The organism is Clostridioides sp. ES-S-0006-03 (assembly GCF_020662275.1).
Classification (GTDB): domain Bacteria; phylum Bacillota; class Clostridia; order Peptostreptococcales; family Peptostreptococcaceae; genus Clostridioides.
Genome location: NZ_JADGMM010000004.1, coordinates 301,252 through 317,377 on the forward strand (window position 1 = coordinate 301,252; position 16,126 = coordinate 317,377).

The following is a 16,126-nucleotide window of genomic DNA, read 5'->3' on the forward strand; positions in this document are numbered from 1 at the left end:
CTTATTAAGATTCATTCATAAGTGATAAATTAGTGGCAATATAGATTCTTAATTATAGCTAAATCAGTGATAAACACAGTATTTTAGAGGATAATCAATTTTTCATTTTAATTTATATAAATAAATATCTATTTTATTGTGCTTAACATAAAAACACCAAACATTATTAATATTATTCCAAGAAAAATAGCAAGCCACTCTCTTTTATTTTTCTTTTCTTTAAAGAAGATAATTCCTCCTAAAGTAGCTACTATAACACAACTCTGAGAAATAGAAAAACTTATCGTAACTCCCAAAGTATTGGTTGTAATAAACATACCTAAATTTGCTATTGACCACAATACTCCAGTAATTAGATTAAATAAAACATTTTCCTTATGTAAAGTCTCTCTAGAAAAATACTTAACAATAATTGATGCAGTTATTAACATTCCAACAGATTGAGGCAATATAATTCTATATCCTTCAATTGAAAATATTTGATTAGCTACAACATATAATGCTAAAAACAAGGATGATAATAATGTAACTCCAATACATTTCAACATATTGCTATTAGTAGATTTTTTTGTTTGATAATTTGTGAGAAGTATACCTATTATTATACATAAGATTGATAAGGTGCCAATCAAAAACATTTTAGAACTAGTCCATTCATTAAATAAGATTACAGCTAGTAAAGTTGTAAAAGTTAATTGTGAACCATTTGAAATTGGCATTACTTTAGATACACTAGCAATTTGAATTGCTTTAAACTGCATTAACTGACCTAAACTCCAAAATATCCCAGAAATCATACTCACACAAAATGAAAAAAATGTAATCTCAGGATGCATAACCAAAGTTATTATAGTGGAAAATATAAACGCACTTATAGAGGTACCTAAAAGTTGTTCGTAGGGAGAACTTTTTTTGAGGTTTGCAGCTATGGGCATTAATCCCCACCCTATTACAGGAAGTAATGCAATAATTATTGTCAGCATTAAATTATTTCCTTTCATATTAAATTTAGACAGTTTTTAATTTATCATCTAAAATTAAAGTATTCAATACATAAAAATTACCGTATTTAATCAGGAAATATTAGTAGTTTTGTAGAAAAACATTTTCCATTAAAATAAAAACAAAGGGAAGGAGTAAGTTTGAAAATGTTAACTGATATGATTCAAAATCGTGAAATTAGAATAATAAAGTTTTTATTAAAAGAAGGTCATACAACTGTTAAAGCAATAGCAGATGATTTAGATGTTTCAGAAAAAACAGTTTCAAAATCTCTCAAAGAAGTAGAAATAGTACTTAAAAAGATAGGTCTTTCTTTAGTGAGAAAACCTAAAATAGGTGTTTATATTGAAGGAGATTTAAGAAAAATACTTCCTTACCTAGATAATAAAGGAAGTCAAATTCCTACAACAAGAGAGGAGAGAGTTATATATATATACTCAATTTTGTTAAAAAGTAATGATTATATTACTATACAACAACTTTCTGAAGAATTATATATAAGTCGAGGAACAATTGAAAGAGATTTAGCTGAGGTTGAAAAATTACTAAAAAGTGAAGGAGTTTCTATATATAAGAAACCTAGTAAAGGAATTAAATTGAATATAAGTGAAAGAGACAAAAGACAGCTTACTGCTAAGTTTATACATAAATTTTGGAGTAGAAATTGGTATATTAAGCAAGAACAAGAAAGTTTTTATCAAGCTTTTGAGAAGATACAAGCAGATGTGAATGGTATCTTTTTTGAGGATGATTTATCTATCATTATTGAGATTCTTAGAACTTTTAGTGAGGAAAGAAAATTTGAGTTTTCTGATTATGAATTTCAATCACTGGTTATTCATTTAGCTATAGCAGTAGAAAGAATTAGAAAAGGTGAATATATAGAAGAAAATTTATATACTAATAAGATAGAAAATAATCAAATGCCAAATACAAATTATCTAGCAAAGCAACTAGAAGAAAAATTTTCAATATTATTGCCAAATTCTGAAATTGGATATATAAATCTGCACTTAGTAGCTGCTGACCAGCATAGAAACACTACTGAACTAAAAAGTAATTCAAGTAAACCTTATGAAGCGAATACAAACAATATCTCAAATCTTCGAGAAATTATCAAAAATACATTGTATAAGACAGCCTATGATAAAGATTTAATTGATGGATTAACTACACATATACATTCGTCGATAAATAGATTGACATATGGTCTTAGTATCAAAAACCCATATGTAAATACAATTAAGCAAAACTTTTCTCTATCATTTGAACAAGCTTTAAACTTGAAAAAAGTAATTGAATTTATATATGATATTCGAATAAATGATGACGAATGTGCTTATATAGCACTACATTTTGAAGCTTTTAGAGAAAGAATGAAAGAACTACCACAAAGCATTAGGGTAATTCTAGTATGTAGTACAGGGTTAGGTTCTTCTAGGTTATTATCTGCAAGGTTAAAAAAATACTTCCCTATGGTAAAGATTGAAAAGATACTTTCTGTCCAAGAATTAGTATCTAGTAAAATTGATGCAGATTTAGTAATCAGTACTATTTATTTAGAATTAGAAACTATTCCAACTATAGTAGTTAGCCCTATTTTAAATGAAAATGATATAAGAACTTTAGAGAAAAACATACAAAATGTTCCAAGAACTACTTCTGGAAAATCTAAATCTTTTAAAAAGTTAATATTTGAGGAAAATATTTTGTTAAATATTGAGGCATCAGATTATGAAGATGTAATTAGATGTATAACAGATAACTTAATAAAAAGAGGTTATGCGAAAGAAGGTATAGCTGAAAGTGCAATTGAAAGAGAAAATTTATCTTACACATCTTTTCAATATATAGCTACACCTCATGCTAATCCTAGTTATATTAAAAAATCTAATATATCTGTTGCAACTTTAAAAAATCCTATTATATGGGGAAATGAAAATGTAGAAGTTGTTTTCTTTATTTCATTAGAAAATGACAAAAATTTGGAGCTTGATGAAATATATGAAGTTTTTTATGACTTCATTGACAATAAAAAAAATATAAATAACATATTAAGTGCAACTTCACCAAAAGAAGTGTACGATTTGCTAATGGAGGAGAATATATAGTGAAAATATCAGATGTATTGAAGGAAGAGCAGATTGTTTTTAATCTTGATGCAACTACCAAGGAAGAAACAATAAAAAAATTAAGTAGTATATTTGTTGAAAATGGGATTGTGGATAATGAAGAAGAATATGTTAAGTCTGTTTTAGAAAGAGAAGAACATGCAACTACAGGTATTGGGAATGGTATTGCTATTCCTCATGGGAAAAGTGATGCTGTTAAGAAATCTTCTATAATATTTGCAAAATCCAAAAATAAAATTGAATGGGAAGCCTTAGATGAAAAACCAGTAGATAGCATTTTCTTGTTGGCTATAAGTAACATTGATAAAGACAGTAACCACCTTGTCTTATTGTCTAAATTGGCAACTAAGTTAATGGATGATGACAATGTGGATGCATTAAAATTAGCTGATTCAGCACAAGAAGTAATTAAAATATTTAATGAGGGAGAAATGTAGAGATGAAAAGAAAAATTATAGCAGTAACAGCATGTGCAACAGGGGTTGCACATACATATATGGCAGCACAAGCATTAAAGAAGGCTTCAAAAAAAATGGGTCATCTTATAAAAGTTGAAACACAAGGAGCAACTGGAATTGACAATGAATTAACTGAAAAAGATGCGCAAATTGCAGAAGTAGTAATATTTGCTGTAGATACTAAAGTTAGAAATGCTGAACGTTTTGAAGGCAAAGAAATATTAGAAGTACCAGTTAATGCACCTATAAAAGATGCAGAAAAGGTAATCAATGATGCACTAAAGTTAATTGACACTAAATAAATGGAGGGAAATATAATGTTAAAAAAGATAGTCTCTGAGTTAAAAAAGCATGTTTTAACAGGAATCTCATATATGATTCCATTAGTAATTGCAGGTGCTATGATAATGGCAATATCTCGTGTAGGGGGTTCTTTATATAATATACCAGATATATGGGACGTTAAATATGCAGAAAGTGCTAGTAGTATTGTTAGATTATTACATGATTTAGATGGTTTTGGAGGCACTGCTTTAGGATTAATGTTTCCTGTAATTGCAGCCTTTATAGGATTTTCTATAGCTGATAAATTAGCTATAGTACCAGGACTTGTTGGAGGTATGATTGCTAAGGATATCGGAGCAGGTTTTTTAGGAGCTTTAGCAGTTGGTTTAATCGCAGGATATACATGTTTATTTATTAAAAATAATGTTAAATTACCAAAGTCAGCAGCTTCAATAGTACCAATATTTATAGTACCAGTATTTGGAACGTTAATAACTGTTATATTAATTAATTATGTCATAGGCATTCCTTTTGCAACATTAAATACTGGCTTAGAAAATTGGTTAAATGGATTATCAGGTACAAATCAGATATTGATGGCAGCTATTATTGGAGCAATGATGGCAGTTGACCTAGGTGGGCCAGTTAATAAAGCAGCTTTGACAACATCACTTGCATTATTAACAAGTGGGATTTACGCACCTAATACAGCAGCAATGGTAGGAATTGTTATACCACCACTAGGCTTAGGTCTTGCTACTATATTAGCAAAACAAAAATATAATAAGCAGCTGCGTGAAGCTGGTAAATCATCTCTTATAATGGGGTTGATTGGAGTTAGTGAAGGAGCAATTCCTTTTGCAGTAGAATCTCCGTTAAAAGTAATACCATCATGTGTAATTGGTACAGCAATTGCCTCAGCTATGGCAGTTGGATTAGGTTCAGTGAATGCAACTCCAATTAGTGGATTTTATGGATGGTTTACAGTAGAAAACTGGCCAATGTATGTATTATCAATTGCAGTAGGAACAGTAATTGTAGCAGGTTTAGTTATAATATTACGTGGAAATCCAGTTATCGAAGATGATGAATTTGAAGATGATGAATTTGATGAAGCAGAATGGGAATCTTAAAATTCAATAAAAATTTAAGAAAAGTAATAATTTAGGTTTAATATAAATTTTATAGTTAGTATAAGTTTTGAGTATTGTTGAGTCTTGATTACAGCCTAAAAATATTAAAATGAAGAAATAGAGGAGCATAAATGATAAAAGCACATATTGTTAATCATACACACTGGGACAGAGAGTGGTATTTTACTTCTGGAGATGCATTAGTACTTAGTGAGCAATTATTTACAGATATAATTGATGAGTTAGAGCGTAATCCAGATGTAAGTTTTGTACTTGATGGACAACTTTCTATTTTGGATGATTATACACAAGTACATAAAGAAAAAATAGAAATTATTAAAAAATTAATAGAAGAAAAAAGATTATATATCGGACCATGGTTTACACAAACAGATGCATTCTTCGCTAGAGGGGAATCTATTCTAAGAAATTTAATGATTGGAATATTTGAAAGTAAAAAGTATGGTGAGTACATGAAAATCGGGTATTTACCAGATACCTTTGGTTTTAATGCACAGATGCCTATTTTATTAAGACATGTAGGGATTGATAATATTTTCTTTTGGAGGGGTATCCACTTAGGAAAGCAAGTTCAATCACCGTATTTTAAATGGAAAAGTTTAAATGGAGAAAAGTATATATATGCTGTAAATATGCCACATGGATATGGAACTGGTATGCTTTTAGAACCTTCACCAAAGTATGTCAATGGACGATTAGACCCCGCTATTGATTTTATTAAATCATATAGTGATGTAGAAGAGGTATTAATACCTTCAGGAAATGACCAATTAAATATAATAGGTGATTTTAAAAATAAAGTTGAAGAGATTAATAATATTGGAAAGTATTCTTATATAACAAGTTCATATCAAGACTTTTTGAAATATGTAAAATCCATAGAATCATTAGAAAGCTACAGAGGTGAATTTAGAGAACCAGTGCTTGCAAGAATACATAAATCAATTGGTTCTAGTAGAATGGATATAAAATTAGCATGTGATAAACTTGAAAATAAATTAATTAAGAGAATAGAGCCATTACTAGTAATTGCTAAAAAGAGTGGAATAGAAATAAGCAATCAATTATTAATAAACACATGGAAAAAGCTTTTAGAAGGGCAAGCTCATGACAGTTTGGCTGGTTGTGTAACTGATACTGTAACAGATGATATTCTTCACCGTATAAGAGAAGCTAATGAAATCTGTGATAGCATTGAAAATACTATTGTAAAGAAAATTTCAGAAGGGCTTAAGTTATCTCAAAATGATGTATTAGTGTTTAATTCAGAAGCTAAAAGATTTAATGGATATAAAGAAATACAAGTAGTGAGTAATAGTAAAAATATTTGTTTTAAAGAAAATTTAGATGCTACTATAATTGAAGAAACTTACATACAACCAAGAGAAAATGTATTGGAAGAGACACCTGCTGGTAATATATTTATTGAAGAACCAGGTTATTATATACTAAAAGTAAGAATAAATATACAACTTCCTGCACTTGGTTATAAAGTTATTAGTTTTGAAACAAGTAATAAAGAGATGTTGTCACTTAGTGAGTCTAATAATACCTTTATATCTAACGATAAATACAAGGTAATATATAAAGATGGAAGCTTGGATTTACAACTTAAAGATGGAACTTATATATCAAACTTTTTAACTTTAAAAGATAGCGGAAATGCAGGAGATACTTATGATTTCTCACCATTACAAGATGATGACGAGATAGAACTTTTGTTTAATAGTGTTTCGACAAAAAGAACTTTAGGATATGAAAAGATAGTAGTTGAAGGTACAACTTTACTACCACTTACATTGGAAGATAGAAAAGATAAAAATCTCAATGGAAAATTAAATGTAAGAGCTAGCATTATTTTATCAAAAGATAATCCATTGATAGAGGTAAAACTTCATGTCAACAATACAATATGTAATCATAGATTACGTGTTCATGTAAAAACGGATATAAATGATAATAAAAATATAGCATCATTACCATTTGGATATATAACAAGAGAAAATGGGGTTTTAAGTAATTGGGAAAATACTTATAGTGAAATGCCTATAGATTTGGAACCTTTGGAAAGTAATATTACACTTACTAATGATAAGAGAAGTTGTACTGTCTTTACTAGAGGAATAAAGGAGTATCAACATGTCAATGATGAAATAGCGTTGACTTTACTTGCTACTACAGATGAATTAGGAAAACCTGATTTATTATATAGACCAGGACGTGCTTCTGGAGATACCACTAAAAAGGGACATATCAGAATTAAAACTGAAAAGGCACAAATACTTAGAGAAGTAGAGTTTTCATTTGCAATATATATGAGTTCTAAATCTTTTGATGAATCAGAAGTTGCAAGTTTAACTCATAACTATTTGCAAGAATCTATAAATTATCAATTACAGGATTATAACTTCTTTTTATATCGTATAGATAATAAGATTCAAAGGTCAATTGTTGAAAAATCTGTGAACAGAGAGTTAGAGATAATATCTTTACCAGAAAATTATCTTGTATCAGCATGTTATCTTTCTTACTATGATAAAGAGAAGTTTGTAATAAGGTTAGAAAATCCAACAAGTGAGAAGTTGATATTAGATGAGCAAATATTTAAAGATAGAAACGGGAAAGTTATAAATGCAATAGAAGAATTAGAGGAACAACAAATATATGAAATAGCACCTTTTGAAGTTATTTCAATATTATTAGATTTATAAGTGTAAAAGTAAGTTTATCATTTAATAATCTGGCAGATAAATATCTGTCAGATTTTTTAATTTGTATAATTTTGGGTAGATATCAAGGTATGGGTTTGATGTTGTATATAGAAATTATTAAAACAGGATAAAGAACTTAGATAAAGAATTATTATATAAGAGCTAAATTTATTTAATATAGTTAACTTTAATTTTATGTAGTTATAAATATGTAGTTACAAAAAAGTACCCAATTGTGATGCATTTATAAAACTGATATAGTAATTATATGAAACCTCAGAAATATTTTAAAACTAAAATATATATTAACAACCTTAAACTAGTAAATCTCAACACATTTGTAACATTTATAAATTAAATAAAAGCATGTCTTAATAATTAATAAAAAGAAAGAGGAGATAAAATGTATAATATAGATGATATGATATATGACTGTCCAGTAGAGGCATTATCAAGCATATTAGGTAAAAAATGGGTAGCTATAATAATATGGGAGTTACAAAAAGATAAAAAAAGATTTGGAGAATTACAAAGAGCCATTCCAGAATGTAGTAAGAAAATGTTGACTCAACAATTAGATTTTTTAATTGAGCAAGGAATTATAATCAACAATAAAAAATCAATTAATAATATTGTAGAATCAACATATTTTTTAAGTGAGTCAGGGGTACTATTACTTCCTGTTATGGAAAAGATGATTATGTGGAGCAATAATAATTTAAATTGCGATAAGTAAGCTTTTAAATTACTTTTGAATTTACAGTGACTTAATTAGGCTATCGTGAGAATAAAAGTAAAAGCAATAAAAGGACATAATTTTTTATTGTAATAATGTAAATAGAATGAGGAGGAGCTTTAATTTGCAAAATATAAATTTATTTGTGGTATTTATAGAAGGGATATTATCGTTTTTTTCGCCATGTATATTACCAATACTACCTATTTATCTAAGTATACTGTCAAATAGTAGTGTGGAAAATTTAAAAGAAGGAAAAACTAATTTTATAAAAAGTTCTCTATTTAAAAATACTATCTTATTTACTCTAGGAATTTCAACAACCTTTTTTATATTAGGTTCATCAGTAAGAGTATTGAGTATGTTTTTTAATGAGAATAAAGACTTAATAATGTTTATAGGTGGGATTATAATTATTATCATGGGATTGTTTTATATGGGAATAATTAAGTCTTCAATACTAAATAGAGAAAAAAGATTAAATGTAAAGTTTAAAGAAATGAGAGCAATAACAGCATATTTACTTGGATTTACATTTAGTTTTGGGTGGACACCTTGTATTGGGCCAATATTAGCATCTGTATTAGTAATGGTTTCTAGTTCAACTAATCATTTGAATGCAAATCTTTTAATAGTAGTATATACCATTGGATTTATTTTGCCATTTATAATTACAGCTATGTTCTATAGTAAGTTGTTTAAGACTATAGATAAAATAAAATCTAATATGGAAATTATTAAAAAGATAGGTGGAGCTATACTTATAATATCAGGAATATTAATGATGATAAATGGGTTTGAAAGTGTGAGCAAGCATTTTAATGTTCCACAAAAAAATAAAGTTGAAAATAATCAAAGTGTGAATCAAGAAGATAATAAACAAGGAAATTCTAATGGCAATACACAAGAAGAGTCTGGTAACAGGGATAATAAAAAAGAATCTAATAATGAAAATAGTGATAACGGCTCTAATGATGAAGAGAGAATAAAATCTATTGATTTTACTTTAACTGACCAATATGGTAAAACACATAAATTAAGTGATTATGAAGGTAAGGTTGTGTTTTTAAATTTCTGGGCTACATGGTGTCCTCCATGTAAAGAGGAAATGCCTCATATAGAGCAGTTGTACAAGGATTATAAGAAAAATAATGAAGATGTAGTAATTTTAGGTGTAGCATCACCTAATTTAGGTAGAGAAGGTTCAAGAGAACATGTAATTAACTTTTTAAAAGATGAAGGCTATACTTTTCCCGTTGCACTTGATGAAGATGGAGAATTAGCATATCAATATGGAATTAATGCTTTTCCAACTACATTTATAATTGATAAAGAAGGATATGTAACACAGTACATTCCAGGAGCAATGAATAAAGAGACTATGATGTCTTTCATTGAAAATCAAAAAAATAAAAAGTATTAATATAGAAGGTTACAAAAAAGTACCTAATTGTACCACCTAGAAAATCTTGTTATAGTAAGAGTATAAATAACAAAGGAAAGGGTTGAAATTTATATGAAAAAAACATTTGATGCAATAATAATAGGATTTGGAAAAGGTGGAAAGACATTAGCAGGAGATTTAGCTAATAGAGGATTAAAGGTAGCTTTAGTAGAAAAGTCAAATAAAATGTATGGAGGAACATGTATAAATGTAGCATGTATCCCAACTAAAAGCTTAGAAAATTCAGCAAACAATGTAAAGAATATAAACTCTTGGAATGATGCACAAATCGAATATGCAAAAGCTATAGAAAAAAAAGAAACTTTGGTTACAAAGCTTAGAGAAGCTAACTATAATAAATTAAATTCAAATGATAATGTAACTATATTTACAGGAATGGCGACTTTTATTGATGAAAATACAGTAGAAGTAAAAACTGAAAATGAAGTTTATGAATTAGTATCAGAGAAGATATTTATCAATACTGGCTCAAAATCATTTATACCTAATATAAAAGGTATTGAAAACAATAAGATAGTATATAATAGTGAATCTCTTATGAATTTAAGAACCTTACCTAAAAAAATGACAATTATAGGTGCTGGGTTTATAGGTTTAGAATTTGCAGGCATCTATAGTTCCTTTGGAACAGAAGTTACAATATTAAATTCAAATAATGGGATTTTACCAAATGAAGATATTGAAGATTCAGAAGAAATAATAAAATTACTTGAAAAGAGAAATGTAAAAATTATAAATAATGCAAAGGTAAAAGAGATTAAGGAAGTTTCTAATTTAGCTACAGTAGAATATGATATAAATAGTGAATTAAAGGAAATAACAAGTGATATAATACTTGTTGCTACAGGTAGAAAAGCAAATACTGAAGGTTTAGGACTTGAAAATGCAGGCATAGAGTTAAATGAAAGAGGATTTATTAAAGTATCAGATAACCTTAAGACTAATAAAAAACACATATGGGCTATAGGAGATATAAATGGAGGTCCTCAATTTACTTATATATCACTAGATGACTATCGTATAATAATCAATCAATTATTTGGAAATAAGACTAGAACGACTAGTAATAGAAAAAATATACCAAATGCTATATTCATAAGTCCAGCATTTTCAAGAGTTGGTCTTAATGTTAAACAAGCAAAGGAAAAAGGATATGATGTATTAGTAGCAAAGATGCCAGTTGAGGCAATTCCAAGAGCTAAACAAATTGGAAAGACAGATGGATTTATAAAAATCGTAATAGATAAAAATTCCAATAGGATACTTGGTGCTAGCATGATATGTGAAGATTCTAGTGAGATTATACATTTAATTCAGTTAGCCATAGATTTAGAAGTAGAATATACATATTTAAGAGACCGTGTTTATGCACATCCAACTATGACAGAGGCTCTTAATGATGTTTTATCTCCTAATATGATAAAGGAAGTATAGAATAAGTGTAATATATAAATAAAGTCTAAAATTATCATTATAAATAAATTTTAAAGAAAGGATACTATGAGAAGTTACTAATAGTATCCTTTCTTTACATTATAAAGTATAAATATAGTAAAAAAGTAATTATTTTGTATTTAAGAGAGTATTAAAAGGTATAATCTAAATATTGAATAATATAAATGGATAAGATAATATTAGCAAACTTCATATTAAGGCGGTGAAATATTCTATGAATAAAATATCTAAAAGAGGCTTTGATGAGAGTGATAAACGATGGTTTTCAAGTAAAGAACTTGTAAGACTTGTAAAGGCTCAAGAAGAAATAGAATGGTTAATAAATAGAGATTATAAAATAGACCCAGTTGTAACTTTTGTGGGAGATAGATATCAGTTTTCAATAAGACAAAGAGATGCACTAAAGAGAGCAGTATGTACTGATGAAAAAAATAAAATAAGACAATCAAAGATACTTTCCTTAGATAAAATAAATGAAGGAATTATATACATAGATGGTTTTAATTTGATAATAGCTCTAGAAGTAGCATTATCTGGAGGAACTCTAGTCATAGGTAGAGATGGAAATATAAGAGATTTAGCAGGTCTTAGAGGAACATATAAAATTATAGATAAAACAGAAGAAGCTTTAAATCTAATAGGAAAGTTTTTTAATAAATATAAGGCTACAAAAATTAAATTTTACTTAGATGCACCAGTTTCTAATTCTGGAAATCTAAGATATAAGATATTAGAACATGCCAGGGTATGGAAAATTGAAACAGAAGTAGAGCTAGTAAAAAATGCAGATGTTATATTAGAAAAACTTGATAGAGTAGTTAGCAGTGATGCTGTTATAGTTGATAAATGTATAAGTTATTTTAATGTAGCTAGAAGTATAATTGAAGAATATATTAAAGATTGTAATATTGTAAATTTAAATGGATAATAACCTTTAATTATACAGAGTAAGTTTAAAAATAGAAGAACGAATATATATCGAATTTCATAAAGTATTGTAAAAAGACATATGAGAGGATGGGTATGTGTGAAGCTATTTAAAATAAACATTAAAAAATACAGAGCACCTATATATAAATATGCTTTAGTAAATGTAAATTTGAGGTCTGCGAAATCTACAAGTTCAAGTATTATAACTGTAATACCTAAAGGTTCTAAATTAGAGGTTCTAGATGAAGAAGATGATTGGATTAAAGTAATCTACAATTTTCAAGAAGGGTATGTATACAGAGATTTAATATCAGTAAGCGAATATGCTTGGAGTAATTTAAATTTAAGAGAAGATAAGTCTACAACTTCTACTATAATTACAGTAATTCCTGAAAAGTCTAGAGTCGAAGTTCTACAGGTAGAAGGGGACTGGAGTAAAGTTATATATGATGATAAAACAGGTTATGTTTTTAATTATTTCTTGTCAAGTGATGGAAATAAACCTAATGAATTAGATTATAAGTATTTTTACACTGATATGACTAAATTTGTTAATGAAAATAACATTAAAAGTACTAGTGACTATCTAATTACCACAGACCTTAAAAATAAATACACTTATATTTTTAAGAAAGATAATGGAGGTTGGGGTCAATTATATAAATGGGAATGTACTATAGGTAAACCTGAAACTCCAACTATAACAGGTATTTTTTATATAAGTGGGAGAAAACCTTCTTTTGGAACAGATGAGTATTCAGTTAAGTACGCTACTAGAATTAAAGGTGGGTATTATTATCATTCTGTGTTATATAATTCAACAGGAAGTTATATAATAGATGCTAGGCTTGGTGAAGCTCTTAGCCATGGATGTATAAGACTAAGTACAGAAAATGCTAAGTGGATATATGACAATATACCAGACACAACAACAGTTATAATTCATTAAAAATACTATTTATTAATTTTAAAGAGTTTGAAATTAAATTAAAAATATGGATTTAGTTTAGATAATAAGAGAGTGTCTATAATCAAATAAAAATATTTTGAGACACTCCCTTATAAATATACATAATTAATTTATAAGTGTGATTATATTAAGAGATTTTCTTAAATAATTCTATAATTTTGTCTTTATCAAAGAAAACAGGATTGGCTCCAGCACAAGCATCTTTCATAGAATTTTCAGCAAGCAACTCAAAATTAGGATTATCAACACCAACATCTTTTAAAGATTTTGGAATTCCTACCTCTTCTGAAAGAGCTTTTATTTTATCTATTACAAAATCAACACATTCCTTATCTGATTTGCCATGTATATTCATTCCAATGATCTCAGCTATTGGACGGAATTTAGAAGGTGCAGATTTAGCATTTTCTTCTTCAACTATTGGTAGCAACATAGCATTACATACTCCATGAGGTAAATCATATAAACCTCCTAATTGATGAGCCATAGCATGTACATTTCCAAGACCTGCATTACTAAAAGCAATTCCATTTAGAAAACAAGCATAACACATTTGTTCTCTAGCATCTATATCATTACCATCTTTAACAGCTCTAGGAAGATATTCAAATATCTGCTTTATAGAATATAGCGCAGTTGAATCTGTAACATCATAAGCTCCATTAGCCACTACAGCTTCTATAGCATGAGTCAGTGCATCCATACCAGTAGCTGCTGTCAAATTAGCTGGCTTACTAATCATTAATTCTGGGTCATTAACTGTCATTGTAGCTAGTGCATTTGTATCAACCATTATCATTTTTACATGCCTATCTTCATCCGTTATAACATAATTTATTGTAACTTCAGCTGATGTACCAGCAGTAGTAGTTATAGCAACTATAGGAAGACATTTTTTAGAAGTTTTATTTACACCTTCATAATCTCTAATGTCACCGCCATTGGTAGCTAATATAGAAATAGCTTTACCACAATCTTGTGGAGAACCACCACCTATAGTTATAACGAAGTCGCAATTTTCTGATTTTAGTATTTCAAGTCCATTATTGACATTAGTCACAGTTGGGTTTGGTTTAACTTCATCATAAATAGCAAAGTTCACACCTATTTGAGACAACATATCTGTTACTTTTTTTACAGTACCATTTGAAGTTAGAAATTTATCGCTAACGATAAATGCTTTTTTAGTGCCTAAGGATTTAATTGAGTCTTTAGATTCAATAAGACACCCTTTTCCAAGTAAGTTTATTGGTGGTACATAATAGATACTCATAGTTAAAATCTCCTTTTTTGAATTAATTTTTATGTACAATATACATACCTACAATAGTCTTATACTAATTCACATATTAGATATTGGTTTTTGAGGTTAAAATATATATCGTGAGTTTTTATATAAGAACTAAGTTCGTAATTACGATTATGATTAGAATTTAACATAGTATTTTTATCATGTCAATAAAAATATTAAAAATAAAAAAGAGCATAAAAAAACAAAGTTGCTGTAATTAAGTCAGCAACTTTGTTTTTATCAATCTAATTTATTATAATATCTTCATTACGTTCTTCCATCATAGATTGAATATTTTTTTGTGCATTTAGAAGTAATTTTTTTATCAGTTCTATTTTTTCTTCACTAGACCTAAAAAGTGGAAGTGTTACGCTAACAGCGGCCCTTATACATCCGTTTTTTCTTATTGGTACAGCAAGGCATTTTAGGTATTCCATTGATTCTTCACATTCTGAAGCTATTTGAGTTTCACGAACTTCAAGAAGCTGGTCATATAAAATATCAAAGTCAGTAATTGATTTTTTTGTAAATCCTTTTAATCCGTCTGGATATAAATTTATTAGTTTTTCCTTATCAAAATCACATAAAAGTGCTTTACCAAGACCTGTACAATTAGCAGGTATCTTTTTACCAACATAAGAAATAAGTCTAATTGGCTCTGGAGAGTCAACTTTTCCAATATAAAGAACTTCGTTATTGTCGAGTATACCAAGTTGACAAGTTTCAGAACAAGAATTAACTATATTAGTCATTTCATCAATTATGTAGTTAAAAATAGTTCTTTTCTCAAAAAACGAAGACCCCAATGTGTAAGAACGTATACCTATGGAATATTTAGATGTATTTTTATCAATAGTAATGTATTTTCTAGCATTAAGTGTATGAACTATAGGAAAGATACTACTTTTTGGAGCATTGATAGCATCTGCTATTTCTGTAAGAGTATATCCATTCTCAGATTCAGCTAATGCTTCTAAAATATCTAATATCCTAGCTGTTGGGCGATGATTATCTGAAGTCATAAATTTCCCCCTATCTTTGTTAATTTAAAGTGTTAGAATATGTTGATTTTAGCATACTGTGTGATAATTTACAATGTAGAAATAAAATATATGACAGTATGTGCAAATAAGCTTTAATTATAAATATTTATAGATGATTTTTTTGATGAAAATTCATACTAAAAACTTGAAATAATTTCCAAAATATACCTGAGAAAGTGAACTGTATTTAGCTATATAATTTAAGATAAGACAATAATAATCGTATTTTATATAAAAATATCGAAATATTGTGAATTTAGATTATATAAATTGGGATATATAGATGTGAAATGAGAAAAATTACTTTTTATATTTTGCATATAATGAAGATAATTGCTAACTATTGCTATATTATCAGATAATTTGAAAAAATTTTGACAAAAATTTATTTTTTTTATTGACTCATAATTGGGAAAATGCTATCATTAATTCAAAGATTCGTAAATAAAAACTTAGTTCTTAAATACGAACCGAAACGGCCGTTAAAATTAAAG

13 protein-coding genes are annotated in these 16,126 nt (G+C 27.9%); 10 read left to right on the plus strand and 3 right to left on the minus strand.

Annotated features, from left to right (window positions below):
• Positions 1-128: 128 nt before the first annotated feature.
• Complete coding sequence (locus IR151_RS07550; RefSeq protein ID WP_227433909.1) at positions 129-983, minus strand: GRP family sugar transporter; 855 nt, start codon at positions 981-983, stop codon at positions 129-131.
• A gap of 165 nt (positions 984-1,148) precedes the next feature.
• Between IR151_RS07550 and IR151_RS07555 the strand changes: the two genes are divergently transcribed.
• The 10 genes from IR151_RS07555 (at position 1,149) to IR151_RS07600 (ending at position 13,277) form a co-directional block, all read left to right on the plus strand.
• Positions 1,149-3,113: a BglG family transcription antiterminator gene (locus IR151_RS07555; protein WP_227433994.1), complete on the plus strand. Its 1,965-nt coding sequence runs from the start codon at positions 1,149-1,151 to the stop codon at positions 3,111-3,113.
• Positions 3,113-3,571: a PTS sugar transporter subunit IIA gene (locus IR151_RS07560; protein WP_227433910.1), complete on the plus strand. Its 459-nt coding sequence runs from the start codon at positions 3,113-3,115 to the stop codon at positions 3,569-3,571. Before IR151_RS07555 ends, IR151_RS07560 begins: the two co-directional genes overlap by 1 nt.
• Before the next feature lie 2 nt (positions 3,572-3,573).
• Complete coding sequence (locus IR151_RS07565) at positions 3,574-3,894, plus strand: PTS fructose transporter subunit IIB (protein WP_227433911.1); 321 nt, start codon at positions 3,574-3,576, stop codon at positions 3,892-3,894.
• A gap of 15 nt (positions 3,895-3,909) precedes the next feature.
• Positions 3,910-5,010, plus strand: a complete 1,101-nt coding sequence (locus IR151_RS07570; RefSeq protein WP_227433912.1) for a PTS fructose transporter subunit IIC — start codon at positions 3,910-3,912, stop codon at positions 5,008-5,010.
• A 131-nt stretch (positions 5,011-5,141) separates the two neighbouring features.
• Positions 5,142-7,742 carry a glycoside hydrolase family 38 C-terminal domain-containing protein gene (locus IR151_RS07575; RefSeq protein ID WP_227433913.1) on the plus strand — a complete coding sequence of 867 codons (2,601 nt, stop codon included), beginning with the start codon at positions 5,142-5,144 and terminating at the stop codon, positions 7,740-7,742.
• Positions 7,743-8,145: 403 nt separating this feature from the next.
• A complete protein-coding gene (locus tag IR151_RS07580; RefSeq protein ID WP_227433914.1) occupies positions 8,146-8,478 on the plus strand; it encodes a winged helix-turn-helix transcriptional regulator in 333 nt (110 codons plus the stop codon).
• Between the two features lie 124 nt (positions 8,479-8,602).
• Complete coding sequence (locus IR151_RS07585) at positions 8,603-9,901, plus strand: cytochrome c biogenesis protein/redoxin (protein WP_227433915.1); 1,299 nt, start codon at positions 8,603-8,605, stop codon at positions 9,899-9,901.
• 93 nt (positions 9,902-9,994) lie between these two features.
• Positions 9,995-11,377, plus strand: a complete 1,383-nt coding sequence (locus IR151_RS07590) for a dihydrolipoyl dehydrogenase family protein (protein ID WP_227433916.1) — start codon at positions 9,995-9,997, stop codon at positions 11,375-11,377.
• A gap of 235 nt (positions 11,378-11,612) precedes the next feature.
• The gene (locus tag IR151_RS07595) at positions 11,613-12,326 is read left to right on the plus strand and encodes a DUF434 domain-containing protein (protein WP_227433917.1); all 714 of its coding nucleotides are present in this window, start codon (positions 11,613-11,615) and stop codon (positions 12,324-12,326) included.
• 81 nt (positions 12,327-12,407) lie between these two features.
• Positions 12,408-13,277: a L,D-transpeptidase family protein gene (locus IR151_RS07600; RefSeq protein WP_227433918.1), complete on the plus strand. Its 870-nt coding sequence runs from the start codon at positions 12,408-12,410 to the stop codon at positions 13,275-13,277.
• Positions 13,278-13,425: 148 nt separating this feature from the next.
• On the opposite strand, the gene IR151_RS07605 is transcribed toward IR151_RS07600, so the two are convergent.
• Positions 13,426-14,571, minus strand: a complete 1,146-nt coding sequence (locus IR151_RS07605; protein ID WP_227433919.1) for an iron-containing alcohol dehydrogenase — start codon at positions 14,569-14,571, stop codon at positions 13,426-13,428.
• Positions 14,572-14,834: 263 nt separating this feature from the next.
• Positions 14,835-15,611 (minus strand): IclR family transcriptional regulator, encoded by a 777-nt coding sequence (locus IR151_RS07610; RefSeq protein WP_227433920.1) that lies wholly within the window; start codon positions 15,609-15,611, stop codon positions 14,835-14,837.
• Positions 15,612-16,126 lie beyond the last annotated feature (515 nt).

Bases quoted from the DNA above. Each gene is read 5' to 3' on its own strand.
- IR151_RS07565 (WP_227433911.1), top strand. From the start codon at position 3,574: ATGAAAAGAAAAATTATAGCAGTAACAGCATGTGCAACAGGGGTTGCA.
- IR151_RS07605 (WP_227433919.1), bottom strand. From the start codon at position 14,571: ATGAGTATCTATTATGTACCACCAATAAACTTACTTGGAAAAGGGTGT.
- IR151_RS07555 (WP_227433994.1), top strand. From the start codon at position 1,149: ATGTTAACTGATATGATTCAAAATCGTGAAATTAGAATAATAAAGTTT.
- IR151_RS07570 (WP_227433912.1), top strand. From the start codon at position 3,910: ATGTTAAAAAAGATAGTCTCTGAGTTAAAAAAGCATGTTTTAACAGGA.
- IR151_RS07600 (WP_227433918.1), top strand. From the start codon at position 12,408: ATGAGAGGATGGGTATGTGTGAAGCTATTTAAAATAAACATTAAAAAA.
- IR151_RS07610 (WP_227433920.1), bottom strand. From the start codon at position 15,611: ATGACTTCAGATAATCATCGCCCAACAGCTAGGATATTAGATATTTTA.
- IR151_RS07590 (WP_227433916.1), top strand. From the start codon at position 9,995: ATGAAAAAAACATTTGATGCAATAATAATAGGATTTGGAAAAGGTGGA.
- IR151_RS07575 (WP_227433913.1), top strand. From the start codon at position 5,142: ATGATAAAAGCACATATTGTTAATCATACACACTGGGACAGAGAGTGG.
- IR151_RS07580 (WP_227433914.1), top strand. From the start codon at position 8,146: ATGTATAATATAGATGATATGATATATGACTGTCCAGTAGAGGCATTA.
- IR151_RS07550 (WP_227433909.1), bottom strand. From the start codon at position 983: ATGCTGACAATAATTATTGCATTACTTCCTGTAATAGGGTGGGGATTA.
- IR151_RS07595 (WP_227433917.1), top strand. From the start codon at position 11,613: ATGAATAAAATATCTAAAAGAGGCTTTGATGAGAGTGATAAACGATGG.